The sequence below is a fragment of the Nocardia sp. NBC_00881 genome (assembly GCF_045207455.1).
GTDB lineage: Bacteria > Actinomycetota > Actinomycetes > Mycobacteriales > Mycobacteriaceae > Nocardia.
The window spans coordinates 5,775,344-5,796,727 of record NZ_CP108798.1 but is presented as its reverse complement, the minus strand read 5'-3'; the positions used below and the strand labels follow the sequence as shown (position 1 = coordinate 5,796,727).

Genomic DNA, 21,384 nt, shown 5'->3' with positions numbered 1-21,384 from the left:
ACATTCCACCTCGGCCGAGTCAGTGGCCCACACCCGAATCACCCGAACCCACAGCACGCCTCTGGTTACCCAGCGCGCATTCGACCAGGGCCAGCTGGCAGCCGAGACACGCAGCGGCGGTCGCTCGGGCGCGCGCCACAAGGTGAGCCGCGAACACGCCGCGCCGCAGGCGTGGCAAATTCAACACAGCAACGTACACACTGGTTCCGTGACCTCCACGCAAGCCCAGCAACACCTCAACACCGAACCACTCGCTGACAGACCTACGCCGCCGGTGCCGCATCGGGGACACGGAAGACTCGCCGAGGTGCCGCATATCGCGGGATTGACGCTCGGTGTGTTCGCTGTGCTGTGCTTTCTTTGGAGCCTTTCTCCCGGGCTGCGCTTTTTGACGCAGGTGCCGCGCCGTTACGTCGACAACTATTACTTCGACGCACCGGACACCAACCTGATGTGGGCGTTGGTCGTCGGTCTGATGGCGGGCGCGATCGCCAGCCGGAAACGAATCGCCTGGTGGTTGCTGCTCGGCTATCTCGCGCTCTACGCGCTCGCCAACAGCATCGACTTCGCCGAACAGGGCGATATCAACGCCTTGGTCGCCATGGTGCTGCACATCGCGGTGATCGGTGTGCTCATCGCGGCGTGGCCGGAGTTCTACACCAAGGTGCGCCACGGTGCGGGCTGGAAGGCGCTCGGTGTGCTGGTCGGCGGACTGACGATCGGCTGCCTGCTCGGCTGGGGCCTGGTGGAGTTGTTCCCCGGCAGCTTGCCGCAGGGCCTGCAGCGGATTGGCTGGGCAGTCTATCGGGTGACCGCGGCGGTGTTGGTGGACAACGAGCACTTCGACGGCCATCCGCGCCCGTTCGTCAACTTCCTGCTCGGTCTTTTCGGCGCCATCGCGCTGCTGGCGGCGGTGCTCATCCTGCTGCGCTCACAGCGTGCGGCCAACGCGATGACGGGGACCGACGAGTCCGCGATCCGCGGGCTTCTGGAGCGCTCGGACGTAGAGGATTCGCTCGGTTACTTCGCAACCCGCCGCGACAAGGCGGTGGTATTCGCGCCGAGCGGCAAGGCGGCGGTGACCTACCGGGTGGAGCTGGGCGTCTGTCTGGCCAGCGGCGACCCGGTCGGTATCTGCGAGGCCTGGCCCCAGGCGATCGATGCCTGGCTGCGCCTGGCCGACCAATTCGGCTGGGCTCCCGCGGTGATGGGGGCGAGTGAATTCGGCGCGACGGCCTATCGGCGCGCGGGCCTTTCCGCGTTGCGCCTCGGCGACGAGGCAATCCTGGATACCAGGAACTTCTCGCTGGCGGGCCCCGACATGAAGCCGGTGCGTCAGGCCGCGAACCGGCTGCGCAAGCACGGCATCACAGTCCGCATCCGAAGGCATCGCGATATCCCGGCCGAGGAGTTCCCGGGGATCATCGCCCGCGCGGACGCCTGGCGTGATACCGAGACCGAGCGCGGGTTCTCCATGGCGCTCGGCAGGCTCGGCGATCCGCTGGATAGCGACTGCCTGCTGGTAGAGGCGGTCAACCCGCAGGACCGGGTGCTCGGCATGCTGTCGCTGGTGCCCTGGGGTCGCACCGGCGCCTCGCTCGAGTTGATGCGCCGCGACCCACAGAGCCCGAACGGCGTGATGGAGCTGATGATCTCGCAGCTCGCGCTGGCCTCCGAGCAGCATGGCATCACCAAGGTGTCGTTGAACTTCGCCGTGTTCCGCTCGGTGTTCGAGGAGGGAGGCCGGATCGGCGCAGGTCCCGTGCTGCGATTGTGGCGCGGCGTGCTGCTGTTCTTCTCCCGGTGGTGGCAACTGGAGGCGCTGTATCGGTCGAACGTGAAGTATCAGCCGCACTGGGTGCCCCGGTTCTTCCTGTTCGAGGAGCGCAGGCAGCTGCCGCGGGTCGCGGTGGCCAGCGCGCTGGCCGAGGGCTTCCTTCCTCGGTTCGGCAAAGACCCGGACACCGTGACACACACCGGTGTGCACAGCGCGGTACCCGCGACGATGACGGGCCTGCACGCCGACGGCAGCCCACCCGACATCGCCGTAGTCGAGGGCGAGGAGCAGCCTCCCCGTAGGCCCGAGCAGGTGCGTGTGCGTATGGAGAAGCTTGCGCGCCTTGCCGATTCCGGAGTCGAGGCCTACCCGGTCGCCTACCCCCCGACGCACACGGTTGCCGAGGCGCGGCGTTCCCCGCGGGGCACCACGGTCCGGGTCTGCGGCAGGCTGCTGCGCATCCGCGACTACGGCGGCGTGATCTTCGCCGTGGTGCGCGACTGGACCGACGATATCCAGCTGGTCATCGATCGTGACCGGGTCGGCGCCGAACGCAGCGCCGAGTTCGGCGAGTTCTTCGACCTCGGGGACCTGATCGAGGTGAGCGGTCAGATCGGGCGCAGCCGCCGCGGCGAGCTGTCGCTGCTGGCGGCGGACTGGCGGATGCTCGGCAAGTGCCTACATCCGTTGCCGGACAAGTGGAAAGGTCTGTCCGATCCCGAGGCCAGGGTGCGCCAGCGCTATGTCGACATGGCGATCAACACCGAGATCCGCGAGGTGCTCGCCAAGCGCAGCGCGGTGTTGCGCTCGCTGCGGGATTCGCTGAACTCCTGGGGATACCTGGAGGTGGAGACCCCGATCCTGCAGCAAGTGCACGGCGGCGCCAACGCGACGCCGTTCCTCACCCATATCAATGCCTACGATCTGGATCTGTACCTGCGGATCGCACCCGAGCTGTACCTGAAGCGACTGTGCGTCGGCGGTATGGAGAAGGTGTTCGAGATCGGACGGACCTTCCGCAACGAAGGCGTCGACTTCAGCCACAATCCCGAGTTCACCATCCTCGAAGCCTATGAGGCGCATAGCGACTACGAGCGCATGATGCATACCTGTCGTCAGCTGATCCAGAATGCCGCGCTCGCGGCCAACGGTGCGATGGTGGCATTGCGGCCCACTGACGAGGGCACGTTCGAGCAGGTCGACATCTCCGGCGAGTGGCAGGTGAAGACGGTGCACGGGGCGGTGTCCGAGGCGATCGGCGCGGAGATCACACCGGACACCGGCGTCGAGGAGTTGCGCGAGCTGTGCGACAAGGCCGACGTCCCCTATCAGCACGGCTGGGACGCGGGTCAGGTTGTGCTGGAGATGTACGAGCATCTGGTCGAATCGCATACCGAGGAGCCGACGTTCTACATCGACTTCCCCACCTCGGTGTCGCCGCTGACCAGGGCGCATCGCAGCATTCCAGGCGTCACCGAGCGATGGGACCTGGTCGCGTGGGGTGTCGAGCTCGGCACCGCCTATAGCGAGCTCACCGATCCGGTGGAACAGCGGCGAAGGCTCACCGAGCAGTCGCTGCTCGCGGCCAACGGCGACCCGGAGGCGATGGAGCTGGACGAGGACTTCCTGCTGGCACTGGAACACGCGATGCCGCCCACCGGTGGCCTCGGGATGGGTGTCGACCGGATCGCCATGCTGATCACCGGACGCAGCATCCGCGAGACGCTACCGTTCCCCTTGGTGAAGCCGCGCTGACCCGAGTCGCCCTCGGTGCGGACTTCACATCGAACGAATCAGACAGCTACGCTGGGAAATTCGGCTCCGCGAGGAGGCCGATACACCTCGAGGGGGTTCGGATATGTACCTTGACCTGCTGGCCAACGCGACCTTGCTGGATCACACCGTGTGGACCGACCCGGATGTGTTGTTGAGTTCGGCAACGGAGTACGCCGCTAAAAAGAAGAAGAAAAGCGGCGGCGGGCTGATCTTCGGCGCGATCTGCTGCCTCCTTGTCGTCGCGCTGATCATCGGCGGCGTCTACCTGTTGGCCCAGCGCAAGAAGAAAAACCAGTAGCCGCCAGGGACTGATCGACCCGAACGGCCCAGCTCGCTTCCTGCGAAACGGGCCGTTCCGTCTGTGCTGTCTGTCAGAGCGCACTGCGCTCGGACGCCACCCGTCGGTAGTCGACGACGGCACCCGCGCCGTCGCCCGAGGCGCGACCGGCACCGCCCCTACTGCCCTCCACGGAAGCGTCCCCGCCTCGGTCGCGGTCGTCGTCGACAAGCATTCGGTGCGCGAAGCGGTGACCGTGGGGACCATGGATATCTCCGGCGCCTTGCCGCCGCCGAACAGTGCGCGAGTTGGTTCCAGGTGCCCCCGGACTGCTCGGCGAACGGATAGATGCCCGGTTCAGAGCCGGTCGATGTCGGTGAGATCGATGTCGATGCCGAACGGAACAGTAAGCCGGAGACGATCGTGATGAATTCCGGTAAGTGCGTAAGCCTTCGTCGCCGGGTCCAGTTCGTACACGTAGACCACCGGGCGGCCGTCGACGTTCTCGACCCGCCAGAAGTGGGCGATACCCGCTCGGGCATAGAGCTGCGGTTTGCGCTCCCGGTCGCGCGTGCGAGATTCGGCGGACACCACTTCCACCGCCGCGACGACGTCATCGCCCTGATACGAAGTCAGCTCCGGACCGCCGACGCGTTCGGCGTGGATCACGACGATATCCGGTTCCGGACGCTGGTCCCGCCCAAGTGTCACGGTCATTTCCCGGCGAACACGCAGATGTGCCGGGGCCAGGCGGCGAAGCGCGGATTCTAGCAGGGTGATGACCAGCATGTGGAACTGCGCCTGCGGGCTCACCAAGACGAGACTCCCGTCGATCAGCTCGGTGTGCGGGGGAAGGTCGGGCAGGCGATCGAGATCCTCGGCGACGAATCCGCCCTGCGGCGGGCGCAGCCACTGCGGAAACGGCTCGACGGTCATGTCCTCGAGTATGTCATCAATAGCCCGTCGCATGGGCATACAGACCTGGATGGAAGCGGCACCAGGCATGCGGCAGAGTGGGCGTGTGCAGTTGATCCTCGTTCGCCACGCCCAGCCGATCCGGATTCTGAACTCGGACGCGCCCGCCGATCCGGAACTGGCACCGGTGGGACTGGAGCAGGCCGAGCGGGTGCCTGCTGCGCTAGGTCACCATCGGATCTCTCGGGTGGTGAGCAGCCCCCAGCGCCGAGCTCGGGAAACGGCGGCACCGACCGCCGCGAAGCTAGGGCTCGATCTCGAGATCGTCGACGACCTCGCTGAATACGATCGTGACCTGCCCGCCTACATCCCGATCGAGGACGCGAAGGTCGAATTGCAGGACGCGTACGAGCGGATCAAGTCCGGGCATTTGCCGTTGCAGATCGACGGCGAGGCGTTCAAGGCCCGGGTGCACGAGGCGATCATCCACATCGCCGCGACCACCGACCCGGCCGACACCGTGCTGGCCTTCGCGCACGGTGGCGTGATCAACGTGCTGCTCCAGGACATGCTCGGGCTGGAGCGGCCGCTGACCTTCCCGATCGATTACTGCTCGATCACGCGAATCCTCTTCTCTCGCACCGGGCGCCGGACCGCGGCCACCGTCAACGAAAACGGGCACGTGTGGGATCTGCTGCCGCGCAACATCGCGGCGCGAGCCTGAAACGCGCATTTCACAGTCGATTGCCAGGAGCGTCGCACCGGTGTCCCAGTGACGGAAACTTCTATGGGATCAGTGAGCCACTGAATCAGCGGCTCACGGTTCGAGAGAAAGGAATTCCGTGTCGCTCTCCAAAACCGCTACGCTGCGGCGTCTCACCCGGGTGGCCGCGGCAGGTGCGCTGATCGTCGTCCCGCTCGCCGGCCTCGCGGCGACGGCCTCCGCAGAAGCTCCCAACCCCGCGCCCAAGGCGGTCCAGGTACAGCCGGTGGACGCGCCGCAGCAGGGCGCCGACATCGACGGTCGATTCCATCATCACGACGGGAATGGCCGGCGCGGGCCGGGCGACCACGGTTGGCAAGACGACCAGCCCTGGCAGAGTGGGCCACCTGCGCCGCTGCAACAGTTCCAACAGTTCTTGCCGTCGACCGGGTCGGGCTAGGCCGTCTCCCACCGAGAAACCGGCGGCCCACCTCCGAGTTCGGAGGTGGGCCGCCGGTTTCGTTCGTGGATCAGGCCATGCCCGCGATCCAGTTGTGCATCCAGGAGATAGCGCTCTGGCCGCCGCCCACCGAGTAGCTGCCGTAGAGGGTGTGCGCATGCGACTTGTAGAAGCGCTCGAGATCCTTCGCCCGCTGCTCGTTCGCCGAATCGGTCAGTTGCGACTGCAGGGCCGGGACACCGCCGAAGGCCATCAGGTCGCCGAGGATGTTCCCCGCCTCGATTTGGTAGCGCCACAGGTTGGCCGGGTTGGCGTCCGACGCCTGGGCGAGGAAACCGGCGAACCGGGTGACGAAGTCATCGGTCGCGGTCGCGCAGTAGAGGTCGTCGAGTGCGCAGATGGTGCGCGTGCGGTCACTGATCCAGCCGAAGCCGCCCACCCGGGGCCCGCCCGCGCCCGCGCCGGGCGCGACCGGGCCGACCTGAATATCAGTGGGCGAACGACGCGGGTCGGAGATCAGGCCGACGCCTGCGACGCGGTCCGGCGACACGACGCTGAGACCGGTGCCGATCTCCGCCGCGAGATCACCGGCGGCGTCCGCGCCCTGGCTGTAGCCGACGAGCGCGATCTTCGTCGCGCCGCACCGCTGCGCCATGCCCGCGATCAGGCCGCGCGCGCTGTCGACCGCTTCCTTCTTCGAGTTGCCGTAAACCTCGCCCTCCCAGGGGAAGGCGGTCGCGGCGTAAGTCACGTAGTCGACATCCGTGGAGGACGGGAGACCCCTGGTGACGCCGGCCAGCATGCCGGGCTGCGGCGTCTTGTCGCGCCCGGTCTCCCAGGTGCCCGGGATCGCCACCACGTACAGGCTCGGGCATCCCGGGTCCGCGTTCACCGGACCGCTGCCGAAAACCAACCCGGACATCACTGCCGCGGACGCACCCAGAACCGCGACGACCTTTTTCAACTGCATACCGCTCCAGTCCAAACCTTGCCCTCGTTGACCTTTCCACCGAGTTGCCGCGTTCCATGCTGAACTCGAGGGGTGTCGTTCCAGTGCACGCCAGGTGAATACAAGTCACCCAACTGTTATGACGTGCGCGACTCGACCCGCATCCCAAGCCCGACGGCACGCCGCAGATAACAATAAGGCCACAGCCTCCCCGACGCCATTCGGACACTCGGACACGGTCCGATTTTCCGTCATGAGGCAGCTGTCGGACGAAGCTTTCGAGCGCGTTGGTGCCCTAGAACAAAGGCGCCTGTGGACGAATTGTCCACAGGCGCCTTTGTTGCCGCTCCGGTAAGAGAGGACCTAGCGCTGGGCGACCATGGTCGGGGTAATCGGAGCCGGAAGGGCGGTTTCGCCTTCCAAGAACCGGTCGACGCCTGCGGCCGCGGCGCGGCCTTCCGCAATGGCCCAGACGATGAGGGACTGGCCGCGGCCGATGTCGCCCGCGACGAAAACGCCTGGGATGTTGGTCGCCCAGTTCTTGTCGCGCTGGACGTTGCCGCGCTGGTCGTAGCCGACGCCGAGATCGTTGAGCAGGCCCGGCTTCTCGGGGCCGACAAAGCCCATGGCGAGCAGGACCAGGTCGGCCTCGAGGGTGAAGTCGGTGCCTTCGACCTTCTCGAATCGGCCGTTGACCATCGTGACCTCGTGTGCCTCCAGACCGGTCACCTTGCCGTCCGCACCGACGAAACGCTCCGTGTTCACCGAGAACACCCGCTCGCCGCCCTCTTCGTGCGCGGACGAAACCCGGTACATGAGCGGGTAGGTGGGCCATGGGGTCGAGGCGGCGCGCTCCTCGGGCGGACGCGGCATGATCTCGAACTGGTGCACGCTCGCGGCGCCCTGCCGGTGCGAGGTGCCCAGGCAGTCGGCACCGGTGTCGCCACCACCGATGATGACGACCTTCTTCCCCTTCGCGTGGATGGGCGGCAGTCCATCGGCATCGGTGACATCGTCACCGAGCTGCACCCGGTTGGACCAGGGCAGGAACTCCATCGCCTGGTGAATGCCGTCCAGGTCGCGACCGGGGATCGGCAGGTCACGCGCCAGGGTGGCACCACCGGCCAGCACAATCGCGTCGAACCGCTCACGCAGCTGGTCGGCGGTGATGTCGACGCCGACGTTCACGCCGGTCTTGAAGATCGTGCCCTCTGCCTCCATCTGTGCGAGACGGCGGTCGATGAAGCGCTTCTCCATCTTGAATTCCGGGATGCCGTAGCGCAGCAGACCACCGATGCGGTCCGCCCGCTCGAAAACGGTGACGGTGTGCCCGGCGCGGGTCAGCTGCTGCGCGGCGGCCAGACCGGCCGGACCGGAACCGACGACGGCGACCTTTTTGCCGGTGAGGCGGGTCGGGTAGACCGGGGTCACCCAGCCTTCGTCGAAGGCGTTCTCGATGATCTCGACCTCGACCTGCTTGATCGTGACCGGATCCTGGTTGATGCCGAGCACGCAGGATGCCTCGCACGGCGCGGGGCACAGCCGCCCGGTGAACTCCGGGAAGTTGTTCGTCGCGTGCAGCTGGTCGATGCCCTCCCGCCAGCGGCCCTTGTAGACCAGATCGTTCCACTCGGGGATCAGGTTCCCCAGCGGACAACCGTTATGACAGAAAGGGATACCGCAGTCCATGCACCGGCTGGCCTGGGTTTGCAGGGTCTGGTGGGAAAAGTTCTCCTCGTAGACCTCTTTCCAGTCCATCAGGCGCAACGGCACCGGCCGCCGCTTGGGCAGCTCCCGAGAGGTGTGCTTCAGAAATCCCTGGGGGTCAGCCACGAGCGGCCTCCGTATTCTCGCCTCTCAACATCGAACTCAGCTCACGAACGCGTCTCGCGTCAGCCACGGGCCGCCTCCATAATCGCCTCGTCCACGTCCTTGCCGCTCTTCTCAGCTTCGGAGATGGCGAGCAAAACTTTCTTGTATTCGCGCGGCATGACCTTGACGAAATGGTTCACCTGCTGCGACCAATCGCTCAGAAGGCGGTCGGCCGCAGCGGAACCCGTCTGGTCACGGTGCTGGGTGATGATGTCGTGCAGCCAGGTGAAATCGTCACCGGACAGCTGCTCGACCGCGTCGGCCTGCTCAGGGTTGAGCTTCGCCTCGAAAGTGCCGTTCGGGTCGAAGACGAACGCGACACCGCCGGACATACCGGCGCCGAAGTTTCGGCCGGTCGCGCCGAGGATGACTACCCGACCTCCGGTCATGTATTCACAACCGTGGTCTCCGACGCCCTCGACCACCGCGGTAGCGCCGGAGTTGCGCACGGCGAACCGCTCGCCGACCACACCGTTGATGAACGCCTGGCCGCTGGTGGCGCCGAACAGGATCACATTGCCCGCGATGATGTTCTGCTCCGCGATGAATTCCGCGGGCGCGTTCAGCGACGGGCGCACCACGAGGTGGCCGCCGGAAAGCCCCTTGCCGACATAGTCGTTCGCGTCACCTTGCACTCGCAGCGTGATACCCGCGGGCACGAAGGCGCCGAAGCTGTTGCCCGCCGACCCCGTGAAAGTGATGTCGATGGTGTCATCGGGCAGGCCCGCACCACCGTACAGTTTGGTCACCTCGTGGCCGAGCATGGTGCCGACGGTGCGGTTCACGTTCGTGATCTTGGTCTCGAACTTCACCGCCCGGCCGCGCTCCAGCGCGTCCCTGCTCTGCGAGATCAGCTGCTGGTCCAGCGCCTTGTCCAGCCCGTGGTCCTGCGACTTGGTGCAGCGGCGGTCCTGAGACATGAACGCTGTCTCGACGTCGTCGAGGATCGGGGACAGGTCCAGCTTGCTGGCCTTCCAGTGCTGCTTGGCCCTGGAGGTGTCGAGCAGGTCGACCCTGCCGATGGCCTCGGCCAGCGTGCGGAAGCCCAGCTGCGCCAGCAATTCGCGGACCTCTTCGGCGATGAACAGGAAGAAGTTCTCGACGAATTCCGGCTTGCCGGTGAAGCGTTCCCGCAGCACCGGGTTCTGCGTCGCGACACCGACAGGGCAGGTGTCCAGGTGGCAGACGCGCATCATGATGCAACCCGAAACCACCAGCGGCGCGGTGGCGAAGCCGTACTCCTCAGCACCGAGCAGCGCGGCGATCATCACGTCGCGGCCGGTCTTCATCTGGCCGTCGACTTGCACAACGATCCGGTCGCGAAGTCCGTTGAGCAGCAACGTCTGCTGAGTCTCCGCCAGACCGAGCTCCCAGGGACCGCCCGCGTGCTTGAGCGAAGTCAGCGGCGACGCGCCGGTGCCACCGTCGTGGCCCGAGATCAGCACGACGTCCGCATGCGCCTTGGAGACGCCCGCGGCGACGGTGCCTACACCCGGCTCCGCGACGAGTTTCACGTGAATCCGCGCCTGCGGGTTCGCGTTCTTCAGGTCGTGGATCAGCTGCGCCAGATCCTCGATCGAGTAGATGTCGTGGTGCGGCGGCGGCGAGATCAGGCCGACGCCCGGCGTGGAGTGCCGCACCTCGGCGACCCACGGGTACACCTTGTGCGCCGGAAGCTGTCCGCCCTCCCCGGGCTTCGCGCCCTGCGCCATCTTGATCTGGATGTCGGTGCAGTTGGTCAGGTAATGCGCGGTCACACCGAAGCGACCGGAGGCCACCTGCTTGATCGCGCTGCGTCGCCAGTCGCCGTTCTCCTCCGGCTCGTAGCGGGCCGGCGACTCGCCGCCCTCACCCGAATTCGATCGTCCGCCCAGGCGGTTCATCGCGATCGCCAAGGTCTCGTGCGCCTCGGCCGAGATGGAGCCGTAGCTCATCGCACCGGTCGAGAACCGCTTCACGATTTCGGCGGCGGACTCGACCTCGTCGATCGGGATCGGGCTGCGTGCCCGCTGCTTGAACTTGAACAGACCGCGCAGCGAGGCCAACCGCTCGGACTGATCATCGACCAGCTTGGTGTAATCCTTGAAGATCGAGTACTGGCCGGAGCGAGTGGCGTGCTGCAGCTTGAACACCGTGTCCGGGTTGAACAGGTGGTATTCGCCCTCGCGCCGCCACTGGTATTCACCGCCGACCTCCAGCTCGCGGTGCGCGCGCTCGTTGCGGTTCTCCAGGAACGCGACCCGGTGCCGCTCAGCGACGTCGGCCGCGAGGTCATCCAGGTCGACGCCGTTCAGGTGCGAGCGCAGGCCGGTGAAGTACTCGTCCACCAGTTCCTGCGACAGACCGATCACTTGGAAGAGCTGCGCGCCGTTGTAGGAGGCCAGGGTGGAGATGCCCATCTTGGACATCACCTTCAGCACACCCTTGCCCGCGGCCTTGTTGTAGTTCGCGACCGCCCTGCGGTAGTCCGCGGCGAGGTCGCCGGTGCTGCCCGGCAACTCCAGTGCGCCGCGTTCGAGCATGTCCTCGATGGTCTCGAAGGCCATGTACGGGTTGATCGCAGCGGCGCCGAAACCGACCAGGGTCGACATGTGGTGCACCTCGCGGGCGTCGCCGGCCTCCACGACAAGGCCGACCATCGTCCGCGTGCGTTCGCGTACCAGGTGGTGGTGCACCGAGGAGGTCAGCAGCAGCGACGGGATCGGCGCCAGCTTCTCGTTGGACTCGCGGTCGGACAGCACGACGATCCGCGCTCCGCCGTCGATGGCGGCCGACACCTGGGTGTTGATCGCCTCGAGCGCCTTACGCAGGCCCTTGCCACCCTTCTGCACCGGGTACAGGCCACGTACGACCACCGAGCGCAGCTCGGGGTGCGAGCCGTCGTCGTTGATGTGCACGAGCTTGGCCAGCTCGTCGTTGTCCAGGATCGGTCCCTCGAGGGCGATCTGCTTGCAGGATTCCGGTCCCGGGTGCAGCAGGTCTGCCTCCGGGCCGATGTTGCGCTTCAGGCTGGTGACGACCTCTTCCCGGATCGCGTCCAACGGCGGGTTGGTGACCTGCGCGAACAGCTGGGAGAAGTAGTCGAACAGCAGACGTGGGCGGGCGGAGAGCACCGCGATCGGGGTGTCGGTGCCCATCGAGCCCAGCGCTTCGAGGCCGGTCTTGGCCATCGGCGAGATCAGCAGGTTCAGCTCCTCGGTGGTGTATCCGAAGATCTGCTGGCGGATCAGCACGCGGTCGTGCGACATGTGCACATGTGGGCGGTCGGGCAGGTCGGCGAGGCGGGATACACCCGCGTCCAGCCACTCCTGGTACGGGTGCTCGCCGGCAAGCTGGGACTTGATCTCCTCGTCGCCGACGATCCGGCCCTGTGCGGTATCGACCAAGAACATGCGGCCCGGCTGCAATCGAGCCTTCCGGACCACCTTCGACGGGTCGATGTCGAGCACGCCCACCTCGGAGGCCATCACAACCAGACCGTCATCGGTCACCCAGACGCGGCTCGGGCGCAGGCCGTTGCGGTCCAGCACGGCGCCGACGACCGTGCCGTCGGTGAAGCACACCGATGCGGGGCCATCCCACGGCTCCATCAGCATCGAGTGGTACTCGTAGAAGGCCCGCTGCTGCGGGTCCATGGTGTCGTTGCGTTCCCATGCCTCGGGAATCATCATCAGCACGGCATGTGGCAAGCTGCGGCCGCCGAGATGCAGCAGTTCCAGCACTTCGTCGAACCGGGCGGTGTCGCTTGCCCCCGGGGTACAGACAGGGAACACCTTCTCCAGCCGGTTCTTGCCCGCGGAATCGATCCCGAAGACGTCGCTGCGCAGCAGCGCTTCACGAGCGCGCATCCAGTTCTCGTTGCCGGTGACCGTGTTGATCTCGCCGTTGTGCGCCACCCTGCGGAACGGGTGTGCGAGCGGCCAGGATGGGAAGGTGTTGGTGGAGAACCGGGAGTGCACGATGCCGAGGGCGCTCTCCACCCGTGAGTCCTGCAGGTCCAGGTAGAACGCGCGCAGCTGGGGGGTGGTGAACATGCCCTTGTAGACGAAGGTCTGCCCGGACAGGCTCGGGAAGTAGACCGATTCCTTGCCGACCGCGCCCTCACCAGCACCGGCCGACCCCAGCTCGTGTTCTACCCGCTTGCGCACGACGTAGGCGCGACGCTCCAGGTCCATCCCTGTCAACTGATCGGCAGCAGCGGTCGGCGAGGCGATGAAGATCTGACGGAAGGTCGGCATGGCGTCCCGCGACAGTGCGCCGAGCGAGGAGTCGTCTATCGGCACCTCACGCCAGCCGAGAACCACGAGGCCCTCTTCCTTGACGATCTTCTCGACACCGTAAGCGGCACGCGCGGCTTCGCGACGCGCCTGCGGCAGGAAGGCGATGCCGGAGGCGTAGGAGCCCTCCGGCGGCAACTCGAAGTCCACGATGGCGCGGAAGAAGCGGTCCGGAATCTGGAGCAGGATGCCCGCGCCGTCACCACTGTTGGGTTCGGCGCCCGCGGCACCACGATGCTCTAGATTCAACAATGCCGTAATAGCCTTGTCGACGATGTCGCGGCTGCGTCGGCCGTGCATGTCGACGACGAATGCGACGCCGCAGGCGTCGTGCTCGTTCGCCGGGTCGTAGAGCCCGATGGGTCCAGGGGACCTGTGGCCAGGAAGTTGCGTCATGCCTCTGCCTTCAAGAAAGTCGGCCTTCGAAGAAAAACGGCCTTTCGTCGAACGCCTCCGTACAAGACTGCGCCCGTACGTTCCGAAGCCAGCCGCGCTGATGGTCTTCGGCGTGCAGTCAGGTCTGCAGTTGTTCCACCCGCTTCTGGGATGTAGTGGGTGCTCGTCGGTTACAGATCCCTAACAAGATCCTTACCTCCGCGCGAAGTCTCGCCCGCTACGCTGAGCACCGGCTAGGGCTGCCCGAGCGGGCGATGTCGCCGGACATTCTGTGTTCGGCGTAAGAGCAAACGATAAGTCAGGTCCGGTGCCCAACCAACTTAGGTTGGGCTAATAACCCGGTCTAGCTGGGCTTCTTCAATTCGGTCCTCCACGTGTGCGCGTCGTCCAGTGTAAAGCAGCGAGTACCGCTTGATCGATCCCATGGCACTCGATGCCAGCCTCGCTATACAGGCGCGCGAAAGCGGACCAAAACAAGCAAGAAGGTCAGGAACCCGCCCTCACCTGCATCGAAAAAGGTTTCCCCGCCCCGGGGCGCGGCAAACCATCCGACGGCGACTAACTCGACGATCGGGTGGATGAGATATTTCTGACAGGGTGTGACATGCTGCGGCCGAGATCCGACCGTTCGGCCTCTTTTGCCACCTATGGTTTTTAGCACACTTTTAGCAAATGGCTCGGAGTGGAGTCGGTCACATCCGATCACGCACTGATCGACCCCCCGTGCCACGTGGTGGGGAAACAACCTAGGCCGGGCAGAGGGAAGCCGCGGCCCGCGCCAGCGCGGCCTGGTGCAGCGCGTCGCTCCTGCCCGCGGCGAGCACGCCGAAGACGCTGCGCGCCAACCGTTCCGCGCAATCCGGCGCGGTCAGCTCGGCCCGGTGCGCGGCCAGCCGGTCGAGAATCTCGATGTTCACCCGGTCGATGATCGGGCGTACGGAGACGAGATCGTCGGGTGTACTCGGCGCAGTGGCGGGGTCGAAGCGCCACCGCACCATAAGCCCGCGCTGCACCGTCTTGTTCGCTTCGATCTGCCCGAAGAACACCTGCCGCACCCAGTCCTCCGGCAAGTCGCGGCTATTGCCGAGCCGGGCCATCGCGTCGTAGACCTCGGCCTCGCGGGCCGGATCGTCGATAGTCGGCCCGATGCCGCGTACGTTCGCCGCCGCCCACTTCGCGGCGGCCACCGCGTCGGCAGTGTCCAGCCGCTCGACCACCAGCGCAACCAATCGGTCCATCGACTGGTCGCCTGGGGACGCGCTAGCGCTAGCGGGCCACACGAGCAGCGCCGCCGAGAGGATCATCAGCACGACTCTGCGCATGTCGGGCCCTCCTGGGATCGCTCGCGCGGAAACGAATCACCGCGCCAGAGTAGGCGCAATCATCCACCACTCCGCGACGTACAGCGACCTGTGAGCCTGGACACATCCGTCCGCCCCTCTCGGTATGTCGGACCTGGGGCTGTCACGCTGTCACAACGAATCCGTGACAGTTTCGCCGCGCCCGCGAAAGCGACTGGGACGTAGAGGATGTGCATTCCGATGACCGTCACCGGCTTGTTCACCTGGCTCGGCGGGGGTCTGAGCAGTGAAATCACCGACCGCCACGAGCGTGCCGGTTACGTCGTCACCGGCGCTGTGGTCCTGTTCTTCGCAGCGGTGTCCAGTGCGGTTACCGCCCTCGCCCTCGCCTCGACCGAAACCTGGTCGCTGTGGGCCGTCCTCCCGGCGGCTCTGGGGGTCGCGGCGCTTGCGGGCGCGGTCGCCCGGACCCTCGCGACCGCACGACCGAGCGGAGGACCGGATCGGCTCGGGCTGACCGCGCGGACCATGATCGCGCTGGTAGCGGGCGGATTGATCGCTGAAGTGGCCGCGGTCGTACTCTTCGGAGCAACTGTCGACCGGCTACTGGACGAGAAGGCCCAGCGATCGGTCGATTCGGCGCCGCTGGTCATCGCCGCGCGGATCGAACTGGACCGGGCGAAGGCCGACCGGACCGCGTTGGACCAGTCGATCACGAATACGCAGGCCGATATCGACCGCGCGCTGGTGATCGCACGCTGCGAGTACAACCCGACGGCGGAGTGCCCGCAGACCAGAATCACCGGCGTACCCGGCCGCGGCCCCGAGGCGCAGACCGCCAACAACATGCTCGACGACGCCCGCAAGCAGCTCGCCGCGGCCCAGGGCCGGCTGGACGCGGTCGACCGGCGGGTCGCTGACGACGCGAACGCGGTCGCCAGCGCACGGACCGCCGCCTTCGACGGCGCCGACCGCGGCCTCGGCGCGCGCTGGCAGGCGATGAACGACTACACGGTGCGCGACGCACTGCCGCTGCGCATTCTGACCATCGTGGCATTGGTGGTGCTTGCCCTGCTGCCGCTGATGTTGCGCTGGTGGCGCGGCGAGACGTCGTTCGACCGGCACAACGCGGCGCGGACCGTGCACGACCGCGCCGAACGCGACGCCGACGCGGCCATCGCGGTCAGACAGGCAGAGGTGCGCGCCGAGGCCGAGACACTACGCGTGGAACAGCAACTCACCGCCGCCCGGCTCGCCGTCGAGGCGGACACGGCCATCGACCGGGAACAGCAGCGCACCCGCATCGTCGCGGCTATCGGCGGCATCGAGATCGGTATCACCGAACCGCCGCGCCGCCCCAAACTTCCGGCCGCACCGGCTGACGATCGAAAGGACCGCTCCGTGTCCGCAGAGCGAATCGCGACGCCCAACCTACCGGCCCCTACCACCGTTGCGGTGGTGCCCGCCGTGCCTGGGACCGGCGGGTCCCTCGAGCTCCCGCTGATCGGCACCGTGCCGTTCACCGACACCGCCGCGCGCTTCCTCCGGCCGCTTGTTCCGTCGTTCGTCGCCACTGCGATCGACACCGCGACGCACCCACTGCGCACCGCGCGCCAGGCGTTCGAAGAGGTCGAGGAGATCACCTTCACTCTGCGCCGCACACGCAAGGTCACCGTCGACGGCCAGACCTCGCACCCACAGGCTGTGGGAGCTCCGGTCGGCTACCAACCGCAGCCCGGCTCCCCCCAGGTCGCGCACGCCCAGCACATCGCCTCCACCGTCGTCGACGTCGACTACCCCCCGCACGCTCCGCGCTATTCCTCCCTTCCGCCGACCGGCGCCGCAGGCTACGGCCTGCCCACACGCGTCCGCAGCGACGAGCTGACCGGACGGCGGGATGCCGAACTCCCCGAGGTGAACCGCCGCGAGCTCCCGCCCACTCGCTGATCCGTTTCGGCGCCGGCACCGCGATAATCACGGCAGACCGTGACTCGACGGTGCACGCGAGCCCGCGGAGTCGAGTCGGATAGGCACCAAGATGAGCGGATCGACATGATCCGCGCTGCGGATGGCCTGCCGCCGATCGACCCTGCCCGGCTACCGGCACGTTGGGGACCGCCTGCTCGAGCACTGACGGTTAGACTCGGCCCGTGCGACCAGCCGCCGACCCGGCCGGTGCCGTCGGGGCGGAAGCAGATCCGGTACCAGGGTCCTCTGAAACGACGGTGCCGATCCGACCGCTGACCTTCCGCGAACTGCTAGATGTGCCGTTCGCGCTGATCCAGGCGAATATCCGCGCCCTGGCCGGGTTGAGCGTGGCAGGCCTGCTCGCCGCCGAGGCCGTGGTCGTCGCGGTGACCGCGGGTGGCTCTGCGCTGACCGACGGCTCGGACGCGGGTACCGCGTGGGCGGCGATCCTGTCGACGGCGGCCTGTGCGTGGCTGCTGCGGTTCGTGCTGCGCGGGGCGACGGTGGCGATCGGCTTGGCGACCGTGACAGGGACGCCGATCGGCTGGCGCACCGCACTGGGCCGGTTCTGTGGAACGTTCGGTTCGCTTCTGAAGTTCCAGCTGTTGTTCACGCTGATGGGAGTCGGCGTGATGGCGGTGTGCGGCATGCTGATCGTGACGCTGCCGCTGGCGTTGGTCTGGCTCGGCTGGCTGCGGGCCCGCCGCTGGGCCGCGGTCCCGGTGTTGTTCGTAGAGCGCACCTCGCACCGCGATGCCGTCGCTCGTTCGAAACTGCTTGTCGAGGGAGCGGATTGGCCGACGGCGGGACTGTGGACAACCCAGCGTGCCTTGTTCGGGCTACTCACGGTGCCGCTGCTGGGCATCCCCTGGTTTCTCGCGGACTTCTCCGGCACCCATCGGTGGCCGGTGATCGTGCTGAGCACCGGGGCCGTGCTGCTGCTCACCGCGTTCGGCGAGGTGGTCGAGGCGTCTTCGCGCGTGGTGTGCTACATCGATCGCCGCTGCCGCAGGGAGGGATTGGACATCCGCATCCCCGGTATGGAGGCGCGATGAGACACAATCGCGCAGCGCCCATCGACGCCGACCGGGAGCGGATGTCCCGCAAGGCACAGGAGGCGCGATGAGACACAATCGCGCAGCGCTCATCGACGCCGACCGGGAGCGGGTGTCCCGCAAGGTACAGGAGGCGCGATGAGCGAAGGTGCGGACGCGAAGCGGCAGGTCGCAGTGACCAAGGGCACCGACGCGACGAACGACGAGGCACCCGGTACCCCTCGGCTCGGCCCCGCCGCCGACCATCGGGCCGCCGCCGAATCGGCGGCACAGCGCCGCGATTTCGACAGCGCGCTGCGTGAACGTTTCCGCGCGGTGTTGCGCGGTCTCGAACAGCGCGGCCTGCTGGAAGTGCGGCGCTCGCGGACGGCGCGGGAGACCGCCGACGACGTAACAACCGCGCTGCCACTCGAGGTCGCCACTGAATTCCACCCCGCCGCATATAGTTTCGACGAGGTGGTCTACGGCGGGCGCCAGGCGACCGAAGACGAATATCGCAGGCTCGAATATGCTGACCGGTTCTCCGCAGCCGCGCCGCCGCCCGCACCGGAACCACCCGAGATCGACGCGATGAAGCATGCGCCCCGGACCCGGCGCCGGCTGCCCCCGCTGCCGAGTCTCTTGCGTGACCCCAGATTCTGGGCGGCCTTGGCCGCGACGGCCGCATTACTGCTGCTGCTCTACGGCACGCTGCAGTCTTGTGGGCCGCCGAAGGCCCCGCCACCACCGAAGACTCCCCCCGACCTGCCGGACGTTCCGCCGGATGGCTCGTACGGCGGCCCCGGCTCAGACGCGGGTGACGGCCCGATCTGGGAGCGGCTGCCCGCACCGGTCTTCTTCGGCGGCTTGCAGTTCCTCGTCGCCGCCGCATCGGTGGTGTGGTGGCGGGCACGTCGACGGGGCGCACTGGTACGCGAGCCGCGCCCGGTCGAGGTCGCGGCAAACGAGCTGCTCGCCGGGCAGGCCGCGTTGTACCGGCGATCGAAGGACCACGACCACGTCGCCACGAAACTGCGCGCGGCTACCCTGCGTCGCATCCGGACACCGCTCGGCGTCACCGCCGACACCCCACCGGACCGAATCGTCGCCGTCATCGCCGCGCGCACTGGCGCCGACCCCAACCACATCGCCGCCGCACTGTTCGGCCCGGTACCCGACACGGGAACCCTGCGGATAGTCGCCGCCCAACTCGAACTGATCGAATCGGAGGTCCGATGAGACACACTCGCGCAACGCTCATTCGACCAACGGGGTGCGGGAACACCCGAAGAACATTGGAGGTCGGATGACCAGCACTGAGACCAACCACACCCCGACGGCCGAGGAAGCGGGCGCCGCGTTCCATGCCCTGCGCGCCGAGATCGGTAAGGCGGTGGTCGGCAATGACAACGCGATCATGTACCTGGTGCTCGCGCTGCTGTGCCGCGGCCACGTCCTGCTCGAAGGTGTTCCCGGCGTTGCCAAGACGCTGCTGGTGCGGGCGCTGGCCACGGCGCTGGATCTGGAACACGCGCGCGTCCAGTTCACCCCGGACCTGATGCCCGGCGACGTCACAGGTTCGCAGATCTACGACCCACACTCGGCGGAATTCACCTTTCGGCACGGTCCGGTGTTCACCAACCTGCTACTGGCCGACGAGATCAACCGCACGCCACCGAAAACTCAGTCGGCTTTGCTGGAATCGATGGAGGAGCGGCAGGTGTCGGTGGACGGGAAGCCCCGGTCGCTGCCTGATCCTTTCGTAGTCGTCGCCACGCAGAACCCGATCGAGCAGGAGGGCACCTACCCGCTGCCGGAGGCGCAGCTGGATCGATTCCTGTTCAAGGTCGACGTCCACCTGCCAAGCCGCGACGACGAATTCCGCATCCTGCAGCGGCATGCCGCGGGCTTCGATCCGCGCGATCTGGTCGCCGCCGGGTTACGTCCGGTGGCGGGCCCGGCGCACATCGCCGCAGCGCGCGCCGCCGTCGCGCACGTGACGATCACCCCCGAGGTACTCGCGTACACGGTTGACGTGTGCCGGGCCACCCGCACCTCCCCAGCCGTGCAGCACGGTGCCTCGACCCGTGGCGCCACCGCGCTGATGGCCGCCTCCCGTGCATTCGCCTGGCTGAACGGCCGCGGGTTCGTCACGCCGGACGACGTGAAAGCCGTCGCCGTCGCTGTGCTCCGGCACCGCCTGCAGCTGCGGCCGGAGGCGGAGCTGGATGGGGTGACCACCGAGGGCGTGATGGCGGCGCTACTGCTGTCGGTTCCGGTTCCGGTGTAGCCGTGGTCGTCACCGGTCGGCTGGCCGCCGCGGCAGGAGTCGCGGCCCTCTTCGTCACCCTTGTGCTGCCGTCCTGGCTGGCCGTCGTCGTGCTGACCTGCGCGCTGGCCGCGGCGCTGCTTCTCGATCTCGGCGCGGTGGGCCGAGCGCGGGATCTCGCGTTGGCCAGGGAACCGCTGACCGTGGTGCGGCTCGGTCGCTCCGTCGAGGTGGAAATTGTCGCGGTGAACACAGGCGCGCGGGTGCTGCGCGGAACACTGTGGGACGACTGGCCCGACAGCGTGCATGCCCGGAACCGGACGCACCCGGTGGATCTTGCGCCGGGCACCAAGGTCCGGTTCCGCACCACGCTCAGCCCGACCTACCGCGGCGACCGGGTCGCGGGTCAGGTCACCGTGCGGCTGCTCGGCCCGCTCGGGCTGGCGGGCAGGCAGAGCAGGCACAGCGTGCCCGCCCGGGTGCGCGCGCTGCCCGCGTTTCGCAGTGAACGGCTGCTTCGTTCGAAGGTCAAGCGACTGCAGCATCTCGAAGGCCGCAACGTGGCCGACCTGCGCGGGCAGGGCACCGAGTTCGACTCGTTCCGCGAGTACGTCGCGGGTGACGACGTGCGTGCCATCGACTGGCGGGCCACCGCCCGCGCCACCGACGTGCTGGTCCGTACCTGGCGTCCGGAACGCAACCGGCACATGCTCATGCTGCTGGATACCGGTCGGATCAGCGCGGGCCGAGTCAGCGAAGGCACCCGTCTGGACGCCAGTATCGAGGCGGCCCTGCTGCTCGGCGGACTCGCGGCCGCCGCGGGCGACTCGGTAGACCTGCTCGCCTTCGACCGGCATCCGCGCGCCGAGGTGCGCGGTGTCGGGGGAAAGGGCTTGCAGCTGAAGCTGATGCACGCGATGGCGGGGATCACCCCTGCCCTCGTCGACACCGACAGTTCCGGGCTGGTGCGCGCCGCGATCCAGCGGACGCGCCGCCGCAGCCTGGTCGTCTGGTTCACCGTTCTCGACGGCGCAGCGGTCGAGGAAAACCTGCTTCCAGTTTTGCCTGTTCTCGCGCAGCGTCATCGGGTTCTCATCGTCTCGGTCACCGACCCGGATGTCGCCGCGGCCGCCGCCCGTCGCGACACCCTTGCCGACCTCTACGCCGCGGCCACCGCCGAATCCGTGCTCGCCGAACGCGCCTTGGTCCAGGAATCCCTGCGCCGCCGCGGAATCGCGGTCGTCGCCGCTCCTCCTGAGCGCCTGCCCGAGGCACTAGCGGACGAATACCTGGAGCTCAAACAGTCCGGCGCCATGTAGTGACCCCCACACCCTCTCCGACGGCAAGTCCAGGGCATCCTGGCGCGAGCGCCGCTGAGCTGGTGCGGTTGGCCAGGAATTCGTTCCAGGC

The 21,384-nt window shown here is 67.3% G+C and carries 14 protein-coding genes; 9 read left to right on the top strand and 5 right to left on the bottom strand.

All coding sequences use genetic code 11. The features are described from left to right. Positions 1 to 208: 208 nt before the first annotated feature. Positions 209 to 3,532: a bifunctional lysylphosphatidylglycerol synthetase/lysine--tRNA ligase LysX gene (lysX, locus tag OH799_RS24790; protein WP_406268560.1), complete on the top strand. Its 3,324-nt coding sequence runs from the start codon at positions 209 to 211 to the stop codon at positions 3,530 to 3,532. A 103-nt stretch (positions 3,533 to 3,635) separates the two neighbouring features. After that, positions 3,636 to 3,851, top strand: a complete 216-nt coding sequence (locus OH799_RS24785; protein WP_406268557.1) for a hypothetical protein — start codon at positions 3,636 to 3,638, stop codon at positions 3,849 to 3,851. Positions 3,852 to 4,187: 336 nt separating this feature from the next. Here the strand turns inward: OH799_RS24785 and OH799_RS24780 are convergent, their stop codons facing one another. Further along, positions 4,188 to 4,766 (bottom strand): Uma2 family endonuclease, encoded by a 579-nt coding sequence (locus OH799_RS24780; RefSeq protein WP_406268554.1) that lies wholly within the window; start codon positions 4,764 to 4,766, stop codon positions 4,188 to 4,190. An 85-nt stretch (positions 4,767 to 4,851) separates the two neighbouring features. Here OH799_RS24780 and OH799_RS24775 point away from each other — a divergent pair, with 85 nt between their 5' ends. Together OH799_RS24775 and OH799_RS24770 are read left to right on the top strand one after the other, a co-directional pair. Further along, the gene (locus tag OH799_RS24775; protein WP_406282495.1) at positions 4,852 to 5,469 is read left to right on the top strand and encodes a histidine phosphatase family protein; all 618 of its coding nucleotides are present in this window, start codon (positions 4,852 to 4,854) and stop codon (positions 5,467 to 5,469) included. A gap of 118 nt (positions 5,470 to 5,587) precedes the next feature. Beyond that, a complete protein-coding gene (locus tag OH799_RS24770; protein ID WP_406268551.1) occupies positions 5,588 to 5,908 on the top strand; it encodes a hypothetical protein in 321 nt (106 codons plus the stop codon). Positions 5,909 to 5,978: 70 nt separating this feature from the next. Here the strand turns inward: OH799_RS24770 and OH799_RS24765 are convergent, their stop codons facing one another. The 4 genes from OH799_RS24765 to aroQ all read right to left on the bottom strand — a co-directional run bounded on the left by OH799_RS24765 (position 5,979) and on the right by aroQ (position 14,724). After that, positions 5,979 to 6,878 carry a cutinase family protein gene (locus OH799_RS24765; protein ID WP_406268548.1) on the bottom strand — a complete coding sequence of 300 codons (900 nt, stop codon included), beginning with the start codon at positions 6,876 to 6,878 and terminating at the stop codon, positions 5,979 to 5,981. A gap of 342 nt (positions 6,879 to 7,220) precedes the next feature. Continuing rightward, the gene (locus tag OH799_RS24760) at positions 7,221 to 8,690 is read right to left on the bottom strand and encodes a glutamate synthase subunit beta (protein WP_406268545.1); all 1,470 of its coding nucleotides are present in this window, start codon (positions 8,688 to 8,690) and stop codon (positions 7,221 to 7,223) included. Between the two features lie 59 nt (positions 8,691 to 8,749). Continuing rightward, on the bottom strand, positions 8,750 to 13,402 hold the full coding sequence (gene gltB / locus OH799_RS24755; RefSeq protein ID WP_406268542.1) for a glutamate synthase large subunit: 4,653 nt from the start codon (positions 13,400 to 13,402) through the stop codon (positions 8,750 to 8,752). Between the two features lie 746 nt (positions 13,403 to 14,148). Continuing rightward, positions 14,149 to 14,724 (bottom strand): gamma subclass chorismate mutase AroQ, encoded by a 576-nt coding sequence (aroQ, locus tag OH799_RS24750; protein ID WP_406268540.1) that lies wholly within the window; start codon positions 14,722 to 14,724, stop codon positions 14,149 to 14,151. Between the two features lie 219 nt (positions 14,725 to 14,943). Between aroQ and OH799_RS24745 the strand changes: the two genes are divergently transcribed. The 5 genes from OH799_RS24745 (at position 14,944) to OH799_RS24725 (ending at position 21,293) form a co-directional block, all read left to right on the top strand. Further along, a complete protein-coding gene (locus OH799_RS24745; protein WP_406268537.1) occupies positions 14,944 to 16,650 on the top strand; it encodes a DUF4407 domain-containing protein in 1,707 nt (568 codons plus the stop codon). A 203-nt stretch (positions 16,651 to 16,853) separates the two neighbouring features. Further along, on the top strand, positions 16,854 to 17,726 hold the full coding sequence (locus tag OH799_RS24740) for a hypothetical protein (protein ID WP_406268535.1): 873 nt from the start codon (positions 16,854 to 16,856) through the stop codon (positions 17,724 to 17,726). Between the two features lie 138 nt (positions 17,727 to 17,864). Next, positions 17,865 to 18,944 carry a DUF4129 domain-containing protein gene (locus OH799_RS24735; protein WP_406268533.1) on the top strand — a complete coding sequence of 360 codons (1,080 nt, stop codon included), beginning with the start codon at positions 17,865 to 17,867 and terminating at the stop codon, positions 18,942 to 18,944. 67 nt (positions 18,945 to 19,011) lie between these two features. Further along, complete coding sequence (locus OH799_RS24730; protein WP_406268530.1) at positions 19,012 to 19,995, top strand: AAA family ATPase; 984 nt, start codon at positions 19,012 to 19,014, stop codon at positions 19,993 to 19,995. A gap of 2 nt (positions 19,996 to 19,997) precedes the next feature. Then, the gene (locus tag OH799_RS24725) at positions 19,998 to 21,293 is read left to right on the top strand and encodes a DUF58 domain-containing protein (RefSeq protein WP_406268527.1); all 1,296 of its coding nucleotides are present in this window, start codon (positions 19,998 to 20,000) and stop codon (positions 21,291 to 21,293) included. The last annotated feature ends 91 nt before the right edge of the window (positions 21,294 to 21,384 follow it).